Source organism: Burkholderia sp. JKS000303 (assembly GCF_002563755.1).
In the GTDB taxonomy this organism is placed as follows: Bacteria; Pseudomonadota; Gammaproteobacteria; order Burkholderiales; family Burkholderiaceae; genus Burkholderia; species Burkholderia anthina_B.
This window is the reverse complement of the sequence record NZ_PDBZ01000001.1, coordinates 2,106,692-2,125,316: the sequence shown is the minus strand read 5'-3', so window position 1 is coordinate 2,125,316 and position 18,625 is coordinate 2,106,692. Positions and strand designations below refer to the sequence as shown.

General features: G+C 68.8%; 16 protein-coding genes and 1 riboswitch. Of the genes, 12 read left to right on the top strand and 4 right to left on the bottom strand.

Annotated elements, in window-relative coordinates; translation table 11 throughout:
* Positions 1–47 precede the first annotated feature (47 nt).
* The 4 genes from glpD to BX604_RS10285 all read left to right on the top strand — a co-directional run bounded on the left by glpD (position 48) and on the right by BX604_RS10285 (position 4,878).
* Positions 48–1,571, top strand: a complete 1,524-nt coding sequence (gene glpD / locus BX604_RS10300; RefSeq protein WP_098550681.1) for a glycerol-3-phosphate dehydrogenase — start codon at positions 48–50, stop codon at positions 1,569–1,571.
* Between the two features lie 104 nt (positions 1,572–1,675).
* A complete protein-coding gene (gene glpK / locus BX604_RS10295; protein WP_098550678.1) occupies positions 1,676–3,178 on the top strand; it encodes a glycerol kinase GlpK in 1,503 nt (500 codons plus the stop codon).
* Between the two features lie 81 nt (positions 3,179–3,259).
* On the top strand, positions 3,260–3,976 hold the full coding sequence (locus BX604_RS10290; RefSeq protein WP_098550677.1) for an MIP/aquaporin family protein: 717 nt from the start codon (positions 3,260–3,262) through the stop codon (positions 3,974–3,976).
* A 215-nt stretch (positions 3,977–4,191) separates the two neighbouring features.
* A complete protein-coding gene (locus tag BX604_RS10285; protein ID WP_098550676.1) occupies positions 4,192–4,878 on the top strand; it encodes an HAD family hydrolase in 687 nt (228 codons plus the stop codon).
* A gap of 81 nt (positions 4,879–4,959) precedes the next feature.
* On the opposite strand, the gene ribB is transcribed toward BX604_RS10285, so the two are convergent.
* The 3 genes from ribB to BX604_RS10270 form a co-directional block, all read right to left on the bottom strand.
* Positions 4,960–5,670 carry a 3,4-dihydroxy-2-butanone-4-phosphate synthase gene (gene ribB / locus BX604_RS10280; protein ID WP_098550674.1) on the bottom strand — a complete coding sequence of 237 codons (711 nt, stop codon included), beginning with the start codon at positions 5,668–5,670 and terminating at the stop codon, positions 4,960–4,962.
* Between the two features lie 118 nt (positions 5,671–5,788).
* Positions 5,789–5,937, bottom strand: a riboswitch (FMN riboswitch).
* Between the two features lie 186 nt (positions 5,938–6,123).
* Positions 6,124–6,807: a helix-turn-helix domain-containing protein gene (locus BX604_RS10275; protein WP_098550672.1), complete on the bottom strand. Its 684-nt coding sequence runs from the start codon at positions 6,805–6,807 to the stop codon at positions 6,124–6,126.
* Between the two features lie 236 nt (positions 6,808–7,043).
* Positions 7,044–8,219, bottom strand: coding sequence for an MFS transporter (locus tag BX604_RS10270; protein WP_098550669.1), 1,176 nt, complete (start codon positions 8,217–8,219; stop codon positions 7,044–7,046).
* Between the two features lie 146 nt (positions 8,220–8,365).
* On the opposite strand from BX604_RS10270, the gene BX604_RS10265 reads away from it, so the two are divergent.
* The 8 genes from BX604_RS10265 (at position 8,366) to lnt (ending at position 16,775) form a co-directional block, all read left to right on the top strand.
* Positions 8,366–9,298, top strand: a complete 933-nt coding sequence (locus tag BX604_RS10265; protein ID WP_098550667.1) for a LysR family transcriptional regulator — start codon at positions 8,366–8,368, stop codon at positions 9,296–9,298.
* 285 nt (positions 9,299–9,583) lie between these two features.
* Entirely contained in the window at positions 9,584–10,957 is a 1,374-nt protein-coding gene (miaB, locus tag BX604_RS10260) for a tRNA (N6-isopentenyl adenosine(37)-C2)-methylthiotransferase MiaB (protein ID WP_098550665.1), read from the top strand.
* 33 nt (positions 10,958–10,990) lie between these two features.
* The gene (locus BX604_RS10255) at positions 10,991–12,037 is read left to right on the top strand and encodes a PhoH family protein (protein WP_098550663.1); all 1,047 of its coding nucleotides are present in this window, start codon (positions 10,991–10,993) and stop codon (positions 12,035–12,037) included.
* Positions 12,038–12,197: 160 nt separating this feature from the next.
* Positions 12,198–12,974, top strand: coding sequence for an rRNA maturation RNase YbeY (gene ybeY / locus BX604_RS10250; RefSeq protein WP_098550660.1), 777 nt, complete (start codon positions 12,198–12,200; stop codon positions 12,972–12,974).
* Between the two features lie 13 nt (positions 12,975–12,987).
* On the top strand, positions 12,988–13,620 hold the full coding sequence (locus tag BX604_RS10245; protein ID WP_098550658.1) for a gamma-glutamylcyclotransferase: 633 nt from the start codon (positions 12,988–12,990) through the stop codon (positions 13,618–13,620).
* A gap of 14 nt (positions 13,621–13,634) precedes the next feature.
* Complete coding sequence (locus BX604_RS10240) at positions 13,635–13,850, top strand: hypothetical protein (RefSeq protein WP_098550656.1); 216 nt, start codon at positions 13,635–13,637, stop codon at positions 13,848–13,850.
* 287 nt (positions 13,851–14,137) lie between these two features.
* Positions 14,138–15,025 (top strand): HlyC/CorC family transporter, encoded by an 888-nt coding sequence (locus tag BX604_RS10235; RefSeq protein WP_098550655.1) that lies wholly within the window; start codon positions 14,138–14,140, stop codon positions 15,023–15,025.
* A 52-nt stretch (positions 15,026–15,077) separates the two neighbouring features.
* Positions 15,078–16,775 (top strand): apolipoprotein N-acyltransferase, encoded by a 1,698-nt coding sequence (lnt, locus tag BX604_RS10230; protein ID WP_098550653.1) that lies wholly within the window; start codon positions 15,078–15,080, stop codon positions 16,773–16,775.
* An 87-nt stretch (positions 16,776–16,862) separates the two neighbouring features.
* Here the strand turns inward: lnt and BX604_RS10225 are convergent, their stop codons facing one another.
* A complete protein-coding gene (locus tag BX604_RS10225) occupies positions 16,863–18,500 on the bottom strand; it encodes a hypothetical protein (RefSeq protein ID WP_098550652.1) in 1,638 nt (545 codons plus the stop codon).
* Positions 18,501–18,625 lie beyond the last annotated feature (125 nt).

Sequence of the window (18,625 nt, the reverse complement as noted above, 5' to 3'; positions counted from 1 at the left end):
GAACATTTCATGTTCATCCATTTCCATCAGACGATAAGGACAGCAGGGTGACCCAACCGAATCGCTACGATCTGCTCGTCGTCGGCGGCGGCATCAACGGCGCGGGCATCGCGCGCGATGCGGCCGGCCGCGGCCTGTCGGTCCTGCTCTGCGAGCAGGACGACCTCGCGTCGCACACGTCGTCGTGCAGCACGAAGCTGATTCACGGCGGCCTGCGCTATCTCGAATACAACGAGTTCGGACTGGTGCGCAAGGCGCTGCAGGAGCGCGAGACACTACTGCGCGCGGCGCCGCACATCATGTGGCCGCTGCGCTTCGTGATGCCGCACATGCCGAACCTGCGGCCGGCGTGGCTGATCCGCATCGGCCTGTTCCTCTACGATCACCTCGCGAAACGCGAACTGCTGCCGGGCTCGCGCGGCATCGACATGCGCCGCCATGCGGCCGGCACGCCGCTGATCGATTCGATCAAGCGCGGCTTCGTGTATTCGGACGGCTGGGTCGATGACGCCCGCCTCGTCGTGCTGAACGCGATGGATGCGAAGGAGCGCGGCGCCGAGATCCTCACGCGCACGAAGCTCGTGTCCGCCGAACGCCACGGCGACGAATGGGAAGCGCGGCTGCAGCACGCGGACGGTTCGATCCGCGTCGTGCACGCGCGTGCGGTCGCGAACGCGGCCGGCCCGTGGGTCGGCGACGTGCTGCACGGCGCGCTCGGCCGCGGCGCGCATCACAGCGTGCGGCTCGTGAAGGGCAGCCACATCATCACGCGGCGCCTGTTCGATCACGATCACGCGTACATCTTCCAGAATCCGGACAAGCGGATCATCTTCGCGATTCCGTACGAACACGACTTCACGCTGATCGGCACGACCGACGTCGAATACACCAACGATCCCGCGAAGGTCGCGATCGACCGCGACGAGACGCAGTATCTGTGCGAGTCGATCAACCGCTATTTCAAGCGCAAGATCTCGCCGGCCGACGTGCACTGGACCTATTCCGGCGTGCGCCCGCTGCTCGAGGACGAGAACGCGGCGAACGCATCGGCCGTCACGCGCGACTACCGCCTCGAGATGGACGACGGCGCCGGCGCGCCGCTGCTGTCGGTGTTCGGCGGCAAGATCACGACCTTCCGCAAGCTCGCCGAAGAAGCCGGCGACATGCTGTGCCGCGCGCTCGGCCGCGACGCGAAGACGTGGACGGCCGGCGCCCCGCTGCCGGGCGGCGACATCGCGAACGCGAAGTTCGACGTGTTCGCCGGCGCGTTCGCGAAACGCCATCCGTGGCTGCCTGCCGCGCTCGCACGCCGTTATGCGCGTGCGTACGGCACGCGCGCGGAGCACGTGGTCGACGGCGCGACGTCGCTCGCCGACCTGGGCGCCGAAATCGCCCCGGGCATTCACGACGCCGAACTGCGCTACCTGCGCGACGTCGAATGGGCGACCTGCGCGCAGGACGTGCTGTGGCGCCGCTCGAAGCTCGGCCTGCACGTCACGCCGGGCACGCTCGACGCCGTGACGGCCGCGGTCGACGCCTGGTTCGCCGCCGCGCACGCGCCGCACGCCTGATTCCGATTGCAGTAGCAGTTGCGTTACCGACGTTGACTCACCGACGCGCCGCCACACGCGGCGCGCATCACAACTACGCCAATCCACGGATGGAGATGAGAGACATGCAGGATCAGTACATCCTCGCGCTTGACCAGGGCACGACGAGCTCCCGCGCAATGCTGTTCGATCGCCAGGGCAACATCGTATCGATCGCCCAGAAGGAATTCGAGCAGATCTACCCGCAACCCGGCTGGGTCGAGCACGACCCGCAGGAAATCTGGTCGACGCAAGCGGGCGTCGCCGCCGAAGCGGTCACGCGCACCGGCCTGAACGGCACGTCGATCGCCGCGATCGGCATCACCAACCAGCGCGAGACGACGATCGTCTGGGATCGCGAGACGGGCCAGCCCGTGTACAACGCGATCGTCTGGCAGGACCGCCGCACCGCCGACTTCTGCGATTCGCTGAAGAAGCAGGGCCTCGAAGCGAAGGTGCGCGCGAAGACCGGCCTGCCGATCGACTCGTACTTCTCCGCGACCAAGATCCGCTGGATCCTCGACAACGTGCCGGGCGCGCGCGACAAGGCACGCCAGGGCAAGCTCGCGTTCGGCACCGTCGACAGCTGGCTCGTGTGGAACTTCACGAAGCACGAACTGCACGTGACCGACGTGACGAACGCGTCGCGCACGATGCTGTTCAACATCCACACGCGCGAGTGGGACAGCGAGCTGCTCGAACTGCTCGACATCCCGCGCAGCATGCTGCCGGAAGTGAAGGCGTCGTCGGAAATCTACGGCCACACCAAGACCACGGTATTCGCCTCGAAGATCCCGCTCGCGGGTATCGCCGGCGACCAGCACGCGGCGCTGTTCGGCCAGATGTGCACGACCTCGGGCATGGTGAAGAACACCTACGGCACCGGCTGCTTCCTGATGATGAACACCGGCAGCAAGCCGATCGAGTCGAAGAACAACCTCGTGACGACGATCGCATGGCAGATCGGCGACGACGTGCAGTACGCGCTCGAAGGCAGCATCTTCATCGCGGGCGCGGTCGTGCAGTGGCTGCGCGACGGCGTCGGCATCATCAAGACCGCCGCCGAAATCGAAGCGCTCGCCGCGAGCGTGCCGCACACCGACGGCGTCTATCTCGTGCCGGCGTTCGCGGGCCTCGGCGCACCGCACTGGAATGCACGCGCACGCGGTTCGGTGTTCGGCGTCACGCGCGGCACGACGTCCGCGCACCTCGCACGCGCGGCGCTCGACGCGATCGCGTATCAGTCGCTCGACGTGCTGGCCGCAATGGAAGCCGACTCGGGCATCAGCATCGGCGAGCTGCGCGTGGACGGCGGCGCAAGCGCGAACAACCTGCTGATGCAGTTCCAGGCCGACCTGCTCGGCGTCGACGCGGTGCGTCCGCAGATCACCGAGACGACCGCGCTCGGCGCGGCCTACCTCGCGGGCCTCGCGATCGGCTACTGGAAGAACCTCGACGAAGTGCGCGACCAGTGGCAGCTCGATCGCCGCTTCTCGCCGTCGATGCCGAAGGAGCAGGTCGAACGCTGCATGGCCGGCTGGCAGCGTGCGGTGCGCGCCGCCAAGGCGTGGGCCGACGACGCGCAGTAATCACCAGAAAACCAGAGAAATACAACAACACCGGCGGGCCGCGCAGCGCGCGAGTCCGCCGCGACTTACGAGAGACAAATCATGTCACCTTATATTGCAGAATTCATTGGCACTGCGATCCTCGTGCTGCTCGGCAACGGCGCGGTCGCAAACGTGCTGCTTGCGAAGACCAAGGGCAAAGGCGCGGACCTGATCGTGATCGTGATGGGCTGGGCGATGGCCGTATTCGTCGCCGTCTACGTGACCGCGTCGTTCAGCGGCGCGCACCTGAACCCGATCGTGACGATCAGCCTGGCGCTCGCGGGCAAGTTCGCGTGGTCGAAAGTCGGCGGCTACATCCTCGCGCAGATGCTCGGCGGGATGGCCGGCTCGCTGCTCGTGTGGCTCGCGTATCGCCAGCACTTCGCGAAGGAAGTCGACCCCGACCTGAAGCTCGCGGTGTTCTGCACGGCGCCCGCAATCCGCAGCGTCACGCACAACGTGCTGACCGAAGCGATCTGTACGTTCGTGCTGATCCTCGGCGTGCTGTACCTGGCGTCGCCGCAAGTCGGCCTCGGCGCGCTCGACGCGCTGCCCGTCGGCCTCCTGGTGCTCGGCATCGGCATCTCGCTCGGCGGCCCGACCGGCTATGCGATGAGCCCGGCGCGCGACCTGTCGCCGCGCATCATGCATGCGCTGCTGCCGATTCCCGGCAAGCGCGACAGCGACTGGCGCTATGCGTGGGTGCCGGTGATCGGCCCGCTGCTCGGCGGCGCTGCGGCCGCCGGCCTGTATCTGCATCTGCACGCGATGGCCTGATCGCGCTGCCCTTCGCCACCTTCGCCACCTTCGTCACCTTCGGCGCGCGGCATCGGTTGTCGCGCGCTGCCGCCCTTCGTCTCCCCTCGCATCTCCGCCGCCGGCAATCGCCCGCGCCGGTGAAAACCGCCCGCCGAACGGCTCGCGGCGCATCGGCGAAAGCACGTATCATGGCGGCATGATCGGCGTCGCCGACACCCCGCTTCTTCATCATCATGCTCGATCACCTCATCTGCGACTGCGACGGCGTCCTCGTCGACAGCGAAGTCATCGCCGACCGCGTATTGCTCGAAACGCTGTCTGCCACGTTCCCGCACCTCGATTTCGAAGCCGCCGCGAAGTCCGCGTTCGGCCAGCAGACGTCCCGCTTTCTCGCCGGACTCGAAGCGCACTTCGCGATCCGGATGCCCGGGAACTTCATCGAAACCATCGAGCACAACATCGAGATCGCGCTCGCGCAGTCGCTCGCGCCGATCACCGGCGTGCGCGATGCATTGCTGAAGGTCGGCCTGCCGGCCGCGGTGGTGTCGAACAGCCGGCTCGTACGCGTGCGCAACTCGCTGAAGCGCGCGTCGCTGACCGACATCTTCGGCGACCGCGTGTTCAGCTCCGAGCAGGTCGCGCGGCCGAAGCCCTACCCTGACGTGTACCTGCACGCGGCGCAGACGCTCGGCGTCGCGCCGGAGCGCTGCATCGTCGTCGAGGACAGCGTGTCGGGCCTGAACGCCGCGCGCGCGGCAGGGATGAAGACGATCGCGTTCGTCGGCGCGAGCCACATCCCCGACAACTACGCGGACGCGCTGCGCGCGATGGGCATCACGCGGATCATGCGCAAGATGGATGAACTGCCGGCGCTCGTCGCGGCCGGCCAGCGCGGCGAATTCGGCGACGTGCAGTCCTGACGGCCGGCGCTCGCGTGCGCCGATGCGCGCACGCCGTCTCGCGGGCGTATCGGCGTATCGACGCGCCCGCTTCCTGCCCCGTCAGGCCGGTTCGCAGCAGCGCTCGCGCGCAGCTGCCAGCGCCTCGCGGAATTCGACCAGTTCGGCGATCGTCAGCATCGGCAGGCCGTGCTGCTGCGCGAAACGCTCGACGTCGTCGCCGCGCGTCATCGTGCCGTCCGGATTCATTAGCTCGCACAGCACGCCCGCCGGCTTCAGGCCCGCGAGGATCGACAGGTCGACCGTGCCTTCGGTGTGACCGCGACGCGCCAGCACGCCGCCCGGCTGCGCCCGCAACGGGAACACGTGGCCGGGGCGCACGATGTCGTACGGCCTCGCATCGGCGGCGATCGCCGCGCGAATCGTCGTCACGCGATCGGCCGCGGACACGCCGGTATGCACGCCCTCGCGCGCCTCGATCGAGACGGTGAATGCGGTGCCGTTGCGACTCTCGTTGGTCTGCACCATCGGCGGCAGCTCGAGCGCGCGCACCTGCTCGTCGGTCAGGCACAGGCACACGATGCCGCTGCATTCGCGGATCAGCAGCGCCATCGTCTCGGGCGTGATGCGCTCGGCGGCGACGATCAGGTCGGCCTCGTTCTCGCGGTCGTGATCGTCCTGCAACACGACGGCACGGCCCGCACGCATCGCGTCGAGCGCAGCGGCGATGCGCGGCGGCACCGGTTCGGAATCGAGCAACGGGAGATCGGCAAAGGCGTCGGACGGTGCCGACGAAACGGACATCAAGGACATGTGAAACGCTCCTCGCAAAGACGATTTGGGCGAAAAACGTTTCAGGGCATTGCAAACAGACAGAACGGCAACCCGCTTCGCACGCATGGCAAAGCGGCCCTGACGGACATGACTATCTGCACATCTTCTCTCATCCGGACTGTGACCGTCGGCTCTGGCATTCGACCAGATCTGCTGACCCCGCGCGGATGCGCGGGCGCTCGCGGGCTCGCCGGCTTTCGCCAGCCTACCGCCGGTGGGGAATTTCGCCCCGCCCTGAAGACGCACTGATGCCGGCTGGGGGCTACCCACGACCGGCGGGCCAAGCATACATCAGCTGCGCGCACCGCGCAGCGAACCACACCTAAAACCTTACTGACGACACCGTCTAACGGCATCGTCCAAACGACCGATACCGGGCGCCGGGCACCTGTCCGGAATGCGACAGGCACGGGCCCGGCGTCGGCCGCAGCATCAACCGGCCGCGTGTGCCGCGTCGGGCACGAGCCAGCGCGGCGGCACCTCGGGGCTGACCGTCACGCGGAACGCGCGCGCTTCGCTGTCGCCCGGGTTGCGCAAGCTGTACGGCTGATCGGCGTCGAACACGATCGCATCGCCCGTCGCGAGCAACTGGCGGCGATCGTGCACGCTGACCTCCAGCGTGCCCTCGCTGACGACCAGGTTCACCGTCGTGCCGGGCGCGCGGCGCGCACCAGGCTCCGTATGCAGCGGCGCGATCCGCAGCTCGTGGAATTCGGCGGCGGCCGGTTCGCCTTCCGGATACAGCGCGCGCGCCGAGAAGCGGCCGTTCGAGCTGACGACGCGCGACGCACGCTCGGCCGCCAGATGCTCGAAGCCGTTCACCGCGTGCCGGCGCAGAAATGCGGCGACCGACACCTTCAGCGCCGCGGCGATCTTGCAGAGCACCTTGATCGACGGCACGCTGCGCGCCGACTCGATCTGCGCGAGCATCGCACGCGAGACACCCGACAGCCGCGCGAGCGCATCGAGCGACAGTTGCCGCTCGGCGCGCAAGCGCGCGAGGTTCACGCCAACGACCTGCTCGAGGACCTCGAGCGACGCGGACGTCCGCGCGTCGGCGGTGTCGCCGGACTCGAAGGAAGACACGTCGCGCACCAGCGCCAGGGGTGAAGACATAGCATGGCCTCCGGGCCGCTGCGCGGCCCTGCGAATGGGGTAAACCGGAATCGGGTTGCGCCACGAACAGCGCGTATCGAGACGCTATCACCCGGCCCCCAGACGGCAAACGAAGTTATCTTCACACCGTTATCAGCATCGCGGAGGAATGCGTTTCTCGCGAACCTTTTCCTGCCGCTATGGCACCGGTCCGGCACCCAGGCAGGCACCGGTCGATGCCCTGCTCATTGCCTCGCTCAATGCGCGGCCGGTGCCGCACCGCGTGCCGGCGCGCGCGCATCGAGCCGCATCGCGACCCACGTGACGACGAGTGCCGCGAACGTCACCGCGACGGCCACCCACGGCAACGCATCGAGCGCGAAACCGTGCTCCAGCGCCAGCCCGCCGAGCCACGCGCCGCCCGCGTTGCCGACGTTGAACGCGCCGATGTTCAGCGTCGACGCGAGATGCGGCGCGCTCGCGGCCTTCTCGACCACGCGCGCCTGCAGCGGCGGCACCGTCGCGAACGCGGCGATCCCCCACACGAACACGGTCACGGCCGCCGCGACCGGCAGGTGGCTCGTCTTCGCGAACACGGCCATCACGGCCATCAGCGCGACGAGGATCGCGATCAGCGACGGCATCAGCGCGCGGTCGGCGAGCTTGCCGCCGAGCATGTTGCCGATCGTCAGCCCCGCGCCGAACAGCACGAGGATCAGCGCGACCGCGCGCGGCGAATAGCCGGACACGCTCTCGAGAATCGGCGCGATGTATGTGAACACGACGAATACGCCGCCGAAGCCGAGCACGGTCATCAGCAGCGCGAGCCACACCTGCGGCTCCTTCAGCACGCGCACTTCGCGGCCGAGGCCGACCGGCCCGCTGTCGCGGTGGTTAGGCACCAGCAGCGCGACGCCGCCGAGCGCCAGCACGCCGAGCGCGGCGACGATCCAGAACGACGCACGCCAGCCGAGCAACTGGCCGACGAACGTGCCGAACGGCACGCCGAGCACGTTCGCCAGCGTGAGCCCCGTGAACATCAGCGCGATCGCGCTTGCGCGCTTGTCGGCCGGCACGAGCGACGCGGCGACCACCGCGCCGATCCCGAAGAACGAGCCGTGCGCGAACGACGTGACGACGCGCGCGACCATCAGCATCGCGTAGCCGGACGCGGTCGCGCACAGCACGTTGCCGACGATGAAGATCGCCATCAGCAGCTGCAGCGCAGCCTTGCGCGGCATGCGGCTCGTCAGCACGGCGAGCAGCGGCGCGCCGGCCGCGACGCCCAGCGCATAGCCGGTGACCAGCAACCCGGCCGACGGCAGCGACACGGCCAGGTCGTGCGCGACCTCGGGCAGGAGCCCCATGATGATGAATTCGGTGGTGCCGATGGCAAACGCGCTGATCGCGAGCGCCAGGAGCGGAATGGGCATGACGTTCTCCGGAAGGCGGCGGATGCGGCGTCAGATCGGTGCCGCACCGCACAAAAGGCGGGATGTGCGCGCATTGTCCCGAATACGCCTATCCTTGATAATTGGCGTGGCATTTGAACCATTTTCAAAAAATTGTGAAAAATCCGATGGACCGACTGGGCGATATCCGGCTGTTCGTCGAGGCGGCTGAACTGGGCAGCCTGTCGGCGGCCGGGCGCAAGCTGAACCTCACGCCGGCCGCCGCGAGCGCGCGCCTCGCGAAGCTGGAAGCGGCGGTCGCCACCCGGCTGTTCGACCGTTCGACCCGGCAGTTGCGGCTCACCGACGAGGGCCGCCTGTACCTGAACGGCTGCCGGCAGGCATTGCAGGCGCTCGACGACGCAAACGCGCTGCTGCAGGCCGGCCGCAACGTCGTCGGCGGCCGGGTGCGGCTGTCGGCGACGTCCGATTTCGGCCGCCGACGGCTGCTCGACTGGCTCGACGAATTCACCGCACGCCACCCGGACGTGACGTTCTCGCTGACGGCGTCCGACTCGACGGTGAACCTGTGGCAGGACGAGATCGACCTCGCGATCCGTTTCGCCGCGCCGCCCGACGGCGCGCTGGTCGCCCGCCGGCTTGCCGCGGACCGGCGCGTGCCGTGCGCGGCACCGTCGTTCGTCGAACGCCACGGCGAGCCGCGTGATCCGCACGATCTGGCCCGCTTTCCATGCAACGTGATCACGGTCGCGTCCGGGCCGATGAACACGTGGCGCTTCACGCGCGGCGACGACACGCAGACCTGCACGGTGCCGCTCGCCACCGCGTTCGAGACCAACGACGGCGGCCTCGCCCGCGAGTGGGCACTGCGCGGTCGCGGCATCGTGCTGAACTCGATCTGGGATGTCGCCGACGACATCCGCGCCGGGCGGCTCAAGGTCCTGCTGCCCGACTGGCGGCACCAGAGCGCGCCGCTGCACGCGATCTATCCGGGCAAGCGCTACATGGCGCCGCGCGTGCGCGTGCTGCTCGACTTCCTCGTCGAACGCTTCGCGCGCGAGGAAGCCGCGCACGACGACCTGCTGAACGCGTGCCGCTGACGACCGCAGCCGCGGCCGGCCTCGCACCATTTCGGGGTAGGAGCGCGGCGGACGGCGTCGCGCGGCTACAACCCGCCGTCCGCCCCGGACAGCGCGTAAAGCTATAATGGAAGGCTTTCCCGACGGCTTTTCACCGCAGTTCACGACAGGCTCGACGCGCGCTGCGCGCCCCGGTCCGCCCTTCGGCCCCGGCCGGCGCCGGCCCGAGCCGCTGCTCCGGCAGCAGCCGTCCCGATTCACCCTTGACGACGCCCCCAGGTCAACCACTGCGAACGGCGAATCCCCATGACCAAGAAAATTTACGTAAAGACCTTCGGCTGCCAGATGAACGAGTACGACTCGGACAAGATGGTGGACGTGCTCCATGCCGCCGAAGGCCTCGAAAAGACCGATACCCCGGAAGACGCGGACATCATCCTGTTCAACACGTGCTCGGTGCGTGAAAAGGCGCAGGAAAAGGTGTTCTCCGATCTCGGCCGCGCGCGCGAGCTGAAGAAAGCGAAGCCGGGCCTGCTGATCGGCGTCGGCGGCTGCGTCGCCAGCCAGGAAGGCGCGTCGATCGTGTCGCGTGCGCCGTACGTCGACCTCGTGTTCGGCCCGCAGACGCTGCACCGCCTGCCGCAGATGATCGACGCGCGCCGCGAGAGCGGTCGCGCACAGGTCGACATCACGTTCCCCGAGATCGAGAAGTTCGACCACCTGCCGCCCGCGCGCGTCGAGGGGCCGAGCGCGTTCGTGTCGATCATGGAAGGCTGCTCGAAGTACTGCAGCTACTGCGTCGTGCCGTACACGCGCGGCGATGAAGTGTCGCGCCCGCTCGACGACGTGCTGACCGAAGTGGCCGGCCTCGCCGACCAGGGCGTGCGCGAAGTCACGCTGCTCGGCCAGAACGTGAACGCCTATCGCGGCGCGCTGACGGCCGGTTCGACCGAGATCGCCGATTTCGCGACGCTGATCGAATATGTCGCCGACATCCCCGGCATCGAGCGGATCCGCTACACGACGTCGCACCCGAAGGAATTCACGCAGCGCCTGATCGACACGTACGCGAAGGTGCCGAAGCTCGTGAGCCACCTGCACCTGCCGGTCCAGCACGGCTCCGACCGGATCCTGATGGCGATGAAGCGCGGCTACTCGGTGCTCGAGTACAAGTCGGTGATCCGCAAGCTGCGCGCGATCCGCCCGGACCTGTCGCTGTCGACCGACATGATCGTCGGCTTCCCCGGCGAAACCGAGGACGATTTCGACAAGATGATGGCGCTCGTGCACGACATGGGCTACGACACCAGCTTCTCGTTCATCTACAGCCCGCGCCCCGGCACGCCGGCCGCGAACCTCGCCGACGACACGCCGCGCGAAGTGAAGCTCAAACGCCTGCAACATCTGCAGGCGACCATCGAGGAAAACGTCGCACGCATCAGCCAGTCGATGGTCGGGAAGGTCGAGCGGATCCTCGTCGAGGGCCCGTCGCGCAAGGACCCGAACGAACTCGCGGGCCGTACCGAGAACAACCGGGTCGTGAATTTCCCGGCGCCGCTCGCATCGCACCCGCGCCTGATCGGCCAGATGATCGACGTGAAGATCAACCATGCGTATCCGCATTCGCTGCGCGGCGAGCTGCTGCTCGTCAGCGACGACGCGAGCGCGGCCACCCACTGACCGATTGACGCTCAACAGGAGCCCGACGCTACTTTGAAGCCGACCCAAGCACTGGAATTCGTCGCGCCGCGCGACGACAACGCGCGCCTCGCCAACCTCTGCGGCCCGCTCGACGAGAACCTGCGGCAGATCGAACAGGCGCTCGACGTCACGCTGTCGCGACGCGGCCACCGGATCGCGATCCGCGGCCGCGGCGCCAAGCTCGCACTCGCCGCGCTCGAGAACTTCTACAACCGCGCGCGCGATGCGCTGTCGGTCGACGACATCCAGCTCGCGCTGGTCGAAGTGCGCCACACGTCCGGCAACGGCCGCCAGGACACGCTCGACGTGCGCTTTCGCGGCGACCCCGACCATCCGTTCGACGACCCCATCGTACAACTCGATGCCAGCGAGCCGGACGAGGAGCCCGCACCGAAGCTCTACACGCGGCGCGCCGACCTGCGCGGCCGCACGCCCGCGCAGCGCGAGTACCTGAAGCAGATCCTGTCGCACGACGTGACGCTCGGCGTCGGGCCAGCCGGCACCGGCAAGACCTACCTCGCGGTCGCATGCGCGGTCGACGCGCTCGAGCGCGACCAAGTCAAGCGAATCGTGCTGACGCGCCCGGCCGTCGAGGCCGGCGAGCGGCTCGGCTTCCTGCCGGGCGATCTCGCGCAGAAGGTCGACCCGTACCTGCGTCCGCTGTACGACGCGCTGTACGACCTGCTCGGCTTCGACAAGACCGCGAAGATGTTCGAGCGCCAGATGATCGAGATCGCACCGCTCGCGTACATGCGCGGCCGCACGCTGAACCACGCGTTCATCATCCTCGACGAGGCGCAGAACACCACGCCCGAGCAGATGAAGATGTTCCTCACGCGGATCGGCTTCGGCTCGAAGGCCGTCGTGACCGGCGACACCAGTCAGGTCGACCTGCCGCGCGGCCACAAGAGCGGCCTCGTCGAAGCGCAGCAGGTGCTCGGCGGCGTGCGCGGCATCGCGCTCACGCGCTTCACGAGCGCGGACGTCGTGCGCCATCCGCTCGTCGCGCGCATCGTCGAGGCTTACGACGACTTTCACGCCCAGCACAAGGACGCATGAACGCCTGAAGCACCGGTGGCGCCCGCGCGCCGTACCGGTCAACGGCCCGGCCCGCCCGACGGCGCGCCGGGCTTTTTTTCGTCCGCGCGCGGCCGGTTCGAATTCGGGTGCGATCGGCCGTTTGGTGTATCCTCAACGCGTCCCAATCGCCTCACCCGTCATGAAATCTTCCCGCTCCCGCAAGTCCGGTCGCGACCAGTCCGCCGCGTCCGATTCCCCCCGTGTTTCGCTGTTCGATGCGAAGGGCAAAGCCCGGACCATCAACGCGCAAGGACTGCGAATCGACTTCCCGGATGGCCGCAGCCTGATGTTCGACCTGTCGGGCAGCTCGGGCGAGGCGGCCGTCGCGATCGTCGCGCAGCACAACGACCCGGCGATGCGCGCGAAGCTCGCGCTGCAGCCGGAGCACTACGACAGCGTGACGCTGCACGTGGGCGCCGAAATCGCGCCGCGCGACGAGGAACTGGAAGCCGACTTGCGCGAGCCGGAACTCGACCTGTCCGTGCAGTACGGCGACGAGATCACCGGCGACGTGCGCAAGGCGCTCCCCAAGCGCAAGCTGATCGCCGAATGGCTCGAGCCGGCGCTGTTCGCCAACGCGCAGCTGACCGTGCGCTTCGTCGGCGACGAAGAAGGCCGCACGCTGAACGCCGGCTACCGCCACAAGGACTACCCGACCAACGTGCTGACCTTCGCGTACGACGCAGCGCCCGACGGCACCGTGATCGGCGACCTCGTGCTGTGCTGCCCGGTGGTCGAGAAGGAAGCGCACGAACAGGGCAAGCCGCTCACGGCCCACTACGCGCACCTGCTGGTGCACGGCGCGCTGCACGCGCAGGGCTACGATCACGAGACGAGCGACGAGGACGCAGCCGAAATGGAAGCGCTCGAAGTCGACATCCTCGCGAAACTGGGTTTCCCGAACCCGTACCAGTAAGCACCGCCTGCACATGCACCACGCCGCGATACTGCCGCCCGCCTACCCGCCGTCGATCGGCGACGGGCGGCTGCTGACGGACGACGAGCTCGCGGCGTCGCTCGCGCACACGATGCGCGACTGGGACGGCCAGCAGGATCTGTGGCTGTTCGGTTATGGCTCGCTGATCTGGAACCCCGGGCTGCCGACCGTCGCCGCCGTGCGCGGCAAGGTGCACGGCTACCATCGCGGGCTCTACCTGTGGTCGCGCGTGAACCGCGGCACGCCCGAACGTCCGGGGCTCGTGCTCGCGCTCGATCGCGGCGGCTCGTGCTCGGGCATCGCCTTCCGGCTCGCGGGCCCGACCGCGCAGCCGCATCTCGAAACCTTGTGGAAACGCGAGATGCCGATGGGCTCGTACCGGCCCGCTTGGCTGCCGTGCTCGCTCGAGACCGGCGAACGCGTGAACGCGCTCGCGTTCGTGATGCGCCGAGACGCGCCGACCTACACCGGCAAGCTGACCGACCCGGTCGTGAAGGAAGTGTTCGGCTGCGCGGCCGGCCGCTACGGGACGACGCTCGACTACGTGAGCCGCACCGTGGACGCGCTGCGCGCGAGCGGCATCCCCGACCGCGCGCTCGAAGGGCTGCTCGCGCGATGCCGGTAACGCCCGGCCGGCACATGGGCGCCACACCGGCCGCCGACGCGGGCCGGGCCGCCCGCGCGTCCGGCCCCGGATCCGCTCCGCTGCAACCGTCATGCCGCTCGCGCTGCCTGCTCGCCGCGCTGCTCGTCGTCGCGAGCGTCACGCTCGCCGGCTGCGGCCTGCTCGGCTGCGGCGGCGCCGCGACCAACGGCGCGGCTGCCGGCGGCTGCTCGGCCGGCATGCGCTTCTGAACCCCGCGCCGGCGCGGCGCGACGAAATGCCGCCGTGCCGCGCTGCCGCCCGACCGGGCGGCCACCGCCGGCGCCCGCATTTTTGCCGCCGCTGCCCCGGCGACCCTTTCTGAGATACGATGGATATGAAGGACGGCGCCGTGCGCGGCATGGCCGTCCTCGAGCGGGGCTCGCGCGGGCCGCCTGAGCCCGGCCGGACGGCCGGTGTGACACGGCTGCGCCATGCCCTTGGTGTATCCTTGCCTACTCCGTGACAGCGCGCTCCGGCATGACCCGGGCGCACCACCATGAACGATTCGTATCCCAGTCGTAAGCTAACCGACAAACCGCAAGAAAAGCGCTCGCTGCTCGAGCGCCTGACCGACTTCATCTCGCCCGAGCCGGAATCCCGGACCGAGCTGCTGGAAATCCTCCAGGACGCCCACGAACGCAACCTGATCGACGCCGATTCGCTGTCGATGATCGAAGGTGTGTTCCAGGTATCCGACCTGTGCGCCCGCGACATCATGGTGCCGCGCGCACAGATGGACGCGATCAACATCGCGGACAAGCCTGAAGACTTCATCCCGTTCGTCCTCGAAAAGGCGCACTCGCGCTACCCGGTGTACGAGGAGAATCGCGACAACGTGATCGGCGTGCTGCTCGCCAAAGACCTGCTGCGCTTCTATGCCGAAGAGGAATTCGACGTGCGCGGGATGCTGCGTCCCGCCGTGTTCATCCCCGAATCGAAGCGCCTGAACGTGCTGCTGCACGACTTCCGCGTGAACCGCAACCACCTCGCGATCGTCGTCGACGAATACGGCGGCGTCGCGGGCCTGATCACGATCGAGGACGTGCTCGAACAGATCGTCGGCGACATCGAGGACGAATACGACTTCGACGAAGAAGCCGGCAACATCATCTCGGGTCCGGACGGCCGCTACCGCGTGCGCGCGCTGACCGAGATCCACCAGTTCAACGAGACGTTCGGCACCGATTTCCCCGACGACGAAGTCGACACGATCGGCGGCCTGATCACGCATCATTTCGGTCGCGTGCCGCATCGCGGCGAGAAGCTGCAGCTCGGCAACCTCGTGTTCGAGATCCAGCGCGGCGATGCGCGCCAGATCCACGTGCTGCTGGTACGCCGCAACCCGCTCGCGAGCCGCCGCGCCGAAACCTCGCACGAGGACTGACCGCCTCGCGCCGGCCGCGTCTTTTTCAACCGCTCGCCCCCTTCTGCGTCACATGGACGATCCAATCCCGTCCCGCCCGGCTGGCGGTCTTCTCGCGCCGGCGCCCAGCCGCGCGCTGCCGCGCTGGCACTACCCGGCCGCGCTGCTCGCCGGCGCGGCCAATACGCTCAGCTTTGCACCGACGCCGCACGGCGGCTGGCTGCAGCTCGTCGTATTCGTCTGGTTTTTCGCGCAACTGACGCGCACGTCGAGCTGGCGCGGCGCCGCGCTCACCGGCGGCGCGTTCGGCTTCGGCAACTTCATGACCGGCATCTGGTGGCTCTACATCAGCATGCACGTGTACGGCGAGATGGCGGCGCCGCTCGCGGGCGGCGCGCTGGTGCTGTTCTCGCTGTACCTGTCGCTGTACCCGGCGTTCTCGGCCGGGTTGTGGTCGTTCTGCGCGGGCCATGCGTGGCATCGTCGCACGCCCGATCCGCGGCCGTTCTCGCCGACCTGGCACGGCGCGTTCGCATTCGCCAGCGCGTGGGCGCTCGGCGAATGGCTGCGTGGCACGGTGTTTACCGGCTTCCCGTGGCTCGCGAGCGGCTATCCGCAGGTCGACGGCCCGTTCGCGGGCTTCGCGCCGGTCGTCGGCGTGTACGGGATCGGCTGGGTGCTCGCGCTGTTCGCCGCGCTGGTCGTGCAGGCGCTCGTCGCCGCGCGCCGCGCGCCCGCGAACGCGAATGAACCAGACGCCAACGGCAACCCGCGCGTGCGGATTGCCGCGCCGGCCGCCATCGCCGTCGCACTGATCGCGGCCGGCCTCGGGCTGTCGCAGGCCACGTGGACCGTGCCCGCGAACGCGCCGCTCACCGTGCGGCTGCTGCAGGGCAACGTGAAGCAGGACATCAAGTTCGAGGAAGCGGGCATCGACGCGGCGATCAAGATGTACCAGCAGATGATCATCGAGAAGCCGGCCGACCTGATCGTCACGCCGGAAACCGCGATCGCGGTGATGATCCAGGAGCTGCCCGAGCCGTTCGCCGTCGCGATCCGCAAGTTCAGCGACACGACGGGCTCGGCCGTGCTGTTCGGCGCGGTCGGCGCGTCGGTGACGCCGGACGGCCATTACGTCGACTACACGAACAGCCTGTACGGCGTGACGCCGCACTCGCGCGACATCTATCACTACGACAAGCACCACCTCGTGCCCTTCGGCGAATTCATCCCGTGGGGCTTCCGGTGGTTCGTCGACCTGATGAAGATGCCGCTCGGCGATTTCGCGCGCGGCGCGCCAGTGCAGAAGCCGTTCTTCGTGCACAACCAGCCGGTGATGGCCGACATCTGCTACGAGGACTTGTTCGGCGAGGAAATCGCCGCAACGATCCGCGACAATCCGCAACCGCCCGGCGTGCTCGTCAATGTGACGAACCTCGCGTGGTTCGGCGACACGATCGCGCTCGACCAGCACCTGCAGATCGCGCGGATGCGCGCGCTCGAAACGGGCCGGCCGATGCTGCGCTCGACCAACACCGGGATGACGGCCGCGATCGACGCGCACGGCCGCGTGCTCGGTCAGCTGAAGCCGTACACGATCGGCTCGCTCGACGTGCGGATCGAAGGCACGAGCGGCTTCACGCCGTACGTGACGAGCGGCAACAACATCGTGCTCGCGGTGTCGCTCGTGCTGCTCGCATTCGGCTTCACGTTCGGGCCCGGCCTGCGCCGCCGCAACGGCGCGAAAGCCGGCGGCGACCAGAACGCCTGACGACGCATCGGCTTGCTGTTCGGCCCGGGTGCCGAACCGCAAGCCGCAGCGTGATTCCGTCCAAACGCCAGCCAACCTTCACGCCGGTCAACGCCCCCGCTTCGCTTCCTCGACCCGCCCGCGCAGATCCCGCGCGAGCGTTTCCATCACCGGTGTCCATGCGCCGAATGCCGGCTGCCGGTACAGCGTGGCGGTCGGATACCACGGGCTGTCCGTGCGTTCGAGCAGCCACGGCCAGTGCGGATTCACGTCGAGCAGCACCCAGGTGCGCGCACCGAGCGCGCCCGACAGGTGCGCGACCGACGTGCACACCGTGATCACCAGATCCAGTGCACCGATGAACGCGGCCGTATCGTCGAAACTCTTCAGCTCCGCCGTGTAGTCGTCGATCGCGAAGCCGGCCGCGCGCGCCGCGGCGACGTCCGCTTCCGCGCCCGGCTGCAGCGAATGGAACGCGACACCGTCGATACCGCGAAACGCACTCGCATAACGCTCGAGCCCGACACGCCGGAACGGGTTGCGCTGGTGCCCCGCGCTGCCCGTCCACACGAGCCCGACCTTCAGCCGGCCGTCGCCCGCGAGCCGCGCGCGCCACGCGTCGCGCGCACGCGGATCGGCGTGCAGGTACGGCACCGATGCGCCGAACGTCGACGCCTGCGTCCCGAGCAGCAGCGGCAGGCCGATCAGCGGCACTTCGTAGTCGAATGGCGGCAGCTCGTCGACGCCGCCGCCCGCGCTGAACGCGTCCGCATGCGCGCCGAGGCTGCGCGCCATCAGCGTGCCGACCTGCGGGAACGTGTTCCACACGAGCCGGCCACCCTCGCGGTGCACGCGCTCGGCAAGCGGTGCGACGTAGCGGCTGAATTGCAGCACGTCGCCGAGCCCCTGCTCGCCCCACACGAGCAGCGTCTTGCCGGCGAGCGGCTCGCCGCGCCAGCGGGGGCCGGGCAGCACCGGCAGGCGGCCGCGCAGTTCGCCGGCACCGTCCCAGCGCGCCTCGTGGCCGCGCCAGCCGTCCGCGTAGTTGCCGCGCACGAGCTGGATGATCGCGAGGTTGAAACGGAACGCCGCGTCGTCGGGCGCCAGCTCGCACGCGCGCGCCGCGTAGCGCTCGGCGTCGTCCCAGCGCTGCGCCTCCTTCATCGTCATCGCGATGTTGTTCTGCGCGAGCGCGTTGTCGGGTGCAATCTCCGCGAGCCGCGCGGCGCACACGAGCGCACGGTCGAGATCCTGCACTGCGAGCCGCGCGACGATCAGGTTGATCCACGCCTGCACGTCGTGCGGATCGGTCTCCACGGCCGCGTCGAGCAGCGCGATTTCCTCGTGGCGATCGCCGCCCGACAGGCGCAGCGCGACCGCGAGGTTGTTGCGCAGCGACGGCCAGCCGGGGTCGAGCGCGAACGCCGCGCGGTACGGCACGACGGCGTCGGCGTGACGGTCGAGCATCTGCAGCGCGTAGCCGTGATTGAAGCCGGCGGCGGCACCCGGGTGAAGGCGTGCCGCGCATTCGGCCAGCGCGAGCGCGTCGGCCTTGCGCTGCCGCGCGACCAGCGTCGAGGTCAGCCGCGCGAGCGCGGTCATGTCGGTCGCGTACAGATGGCCGGCGGCGCTCAGCCACAGATCGTGCGCGGCGCGCTCGCCGCGCGCGTGCGCGTCGACGGCCTGGCCGAGCAGTGCGAGCAACGGCGGCAGCAGCGGAATGAGGAGGTCGTTCGAGTCGTCCATGCGCTCCGGGAATCGGCGATCGGTCGCGCGACAACGGTCGCGCGCACCGCGATACGCGCATCTTAACGCTCGCGGGAACCGCTGCCGCAAGCACATCGCGAACGCCGTCGCGGCGCGGCGCCCGA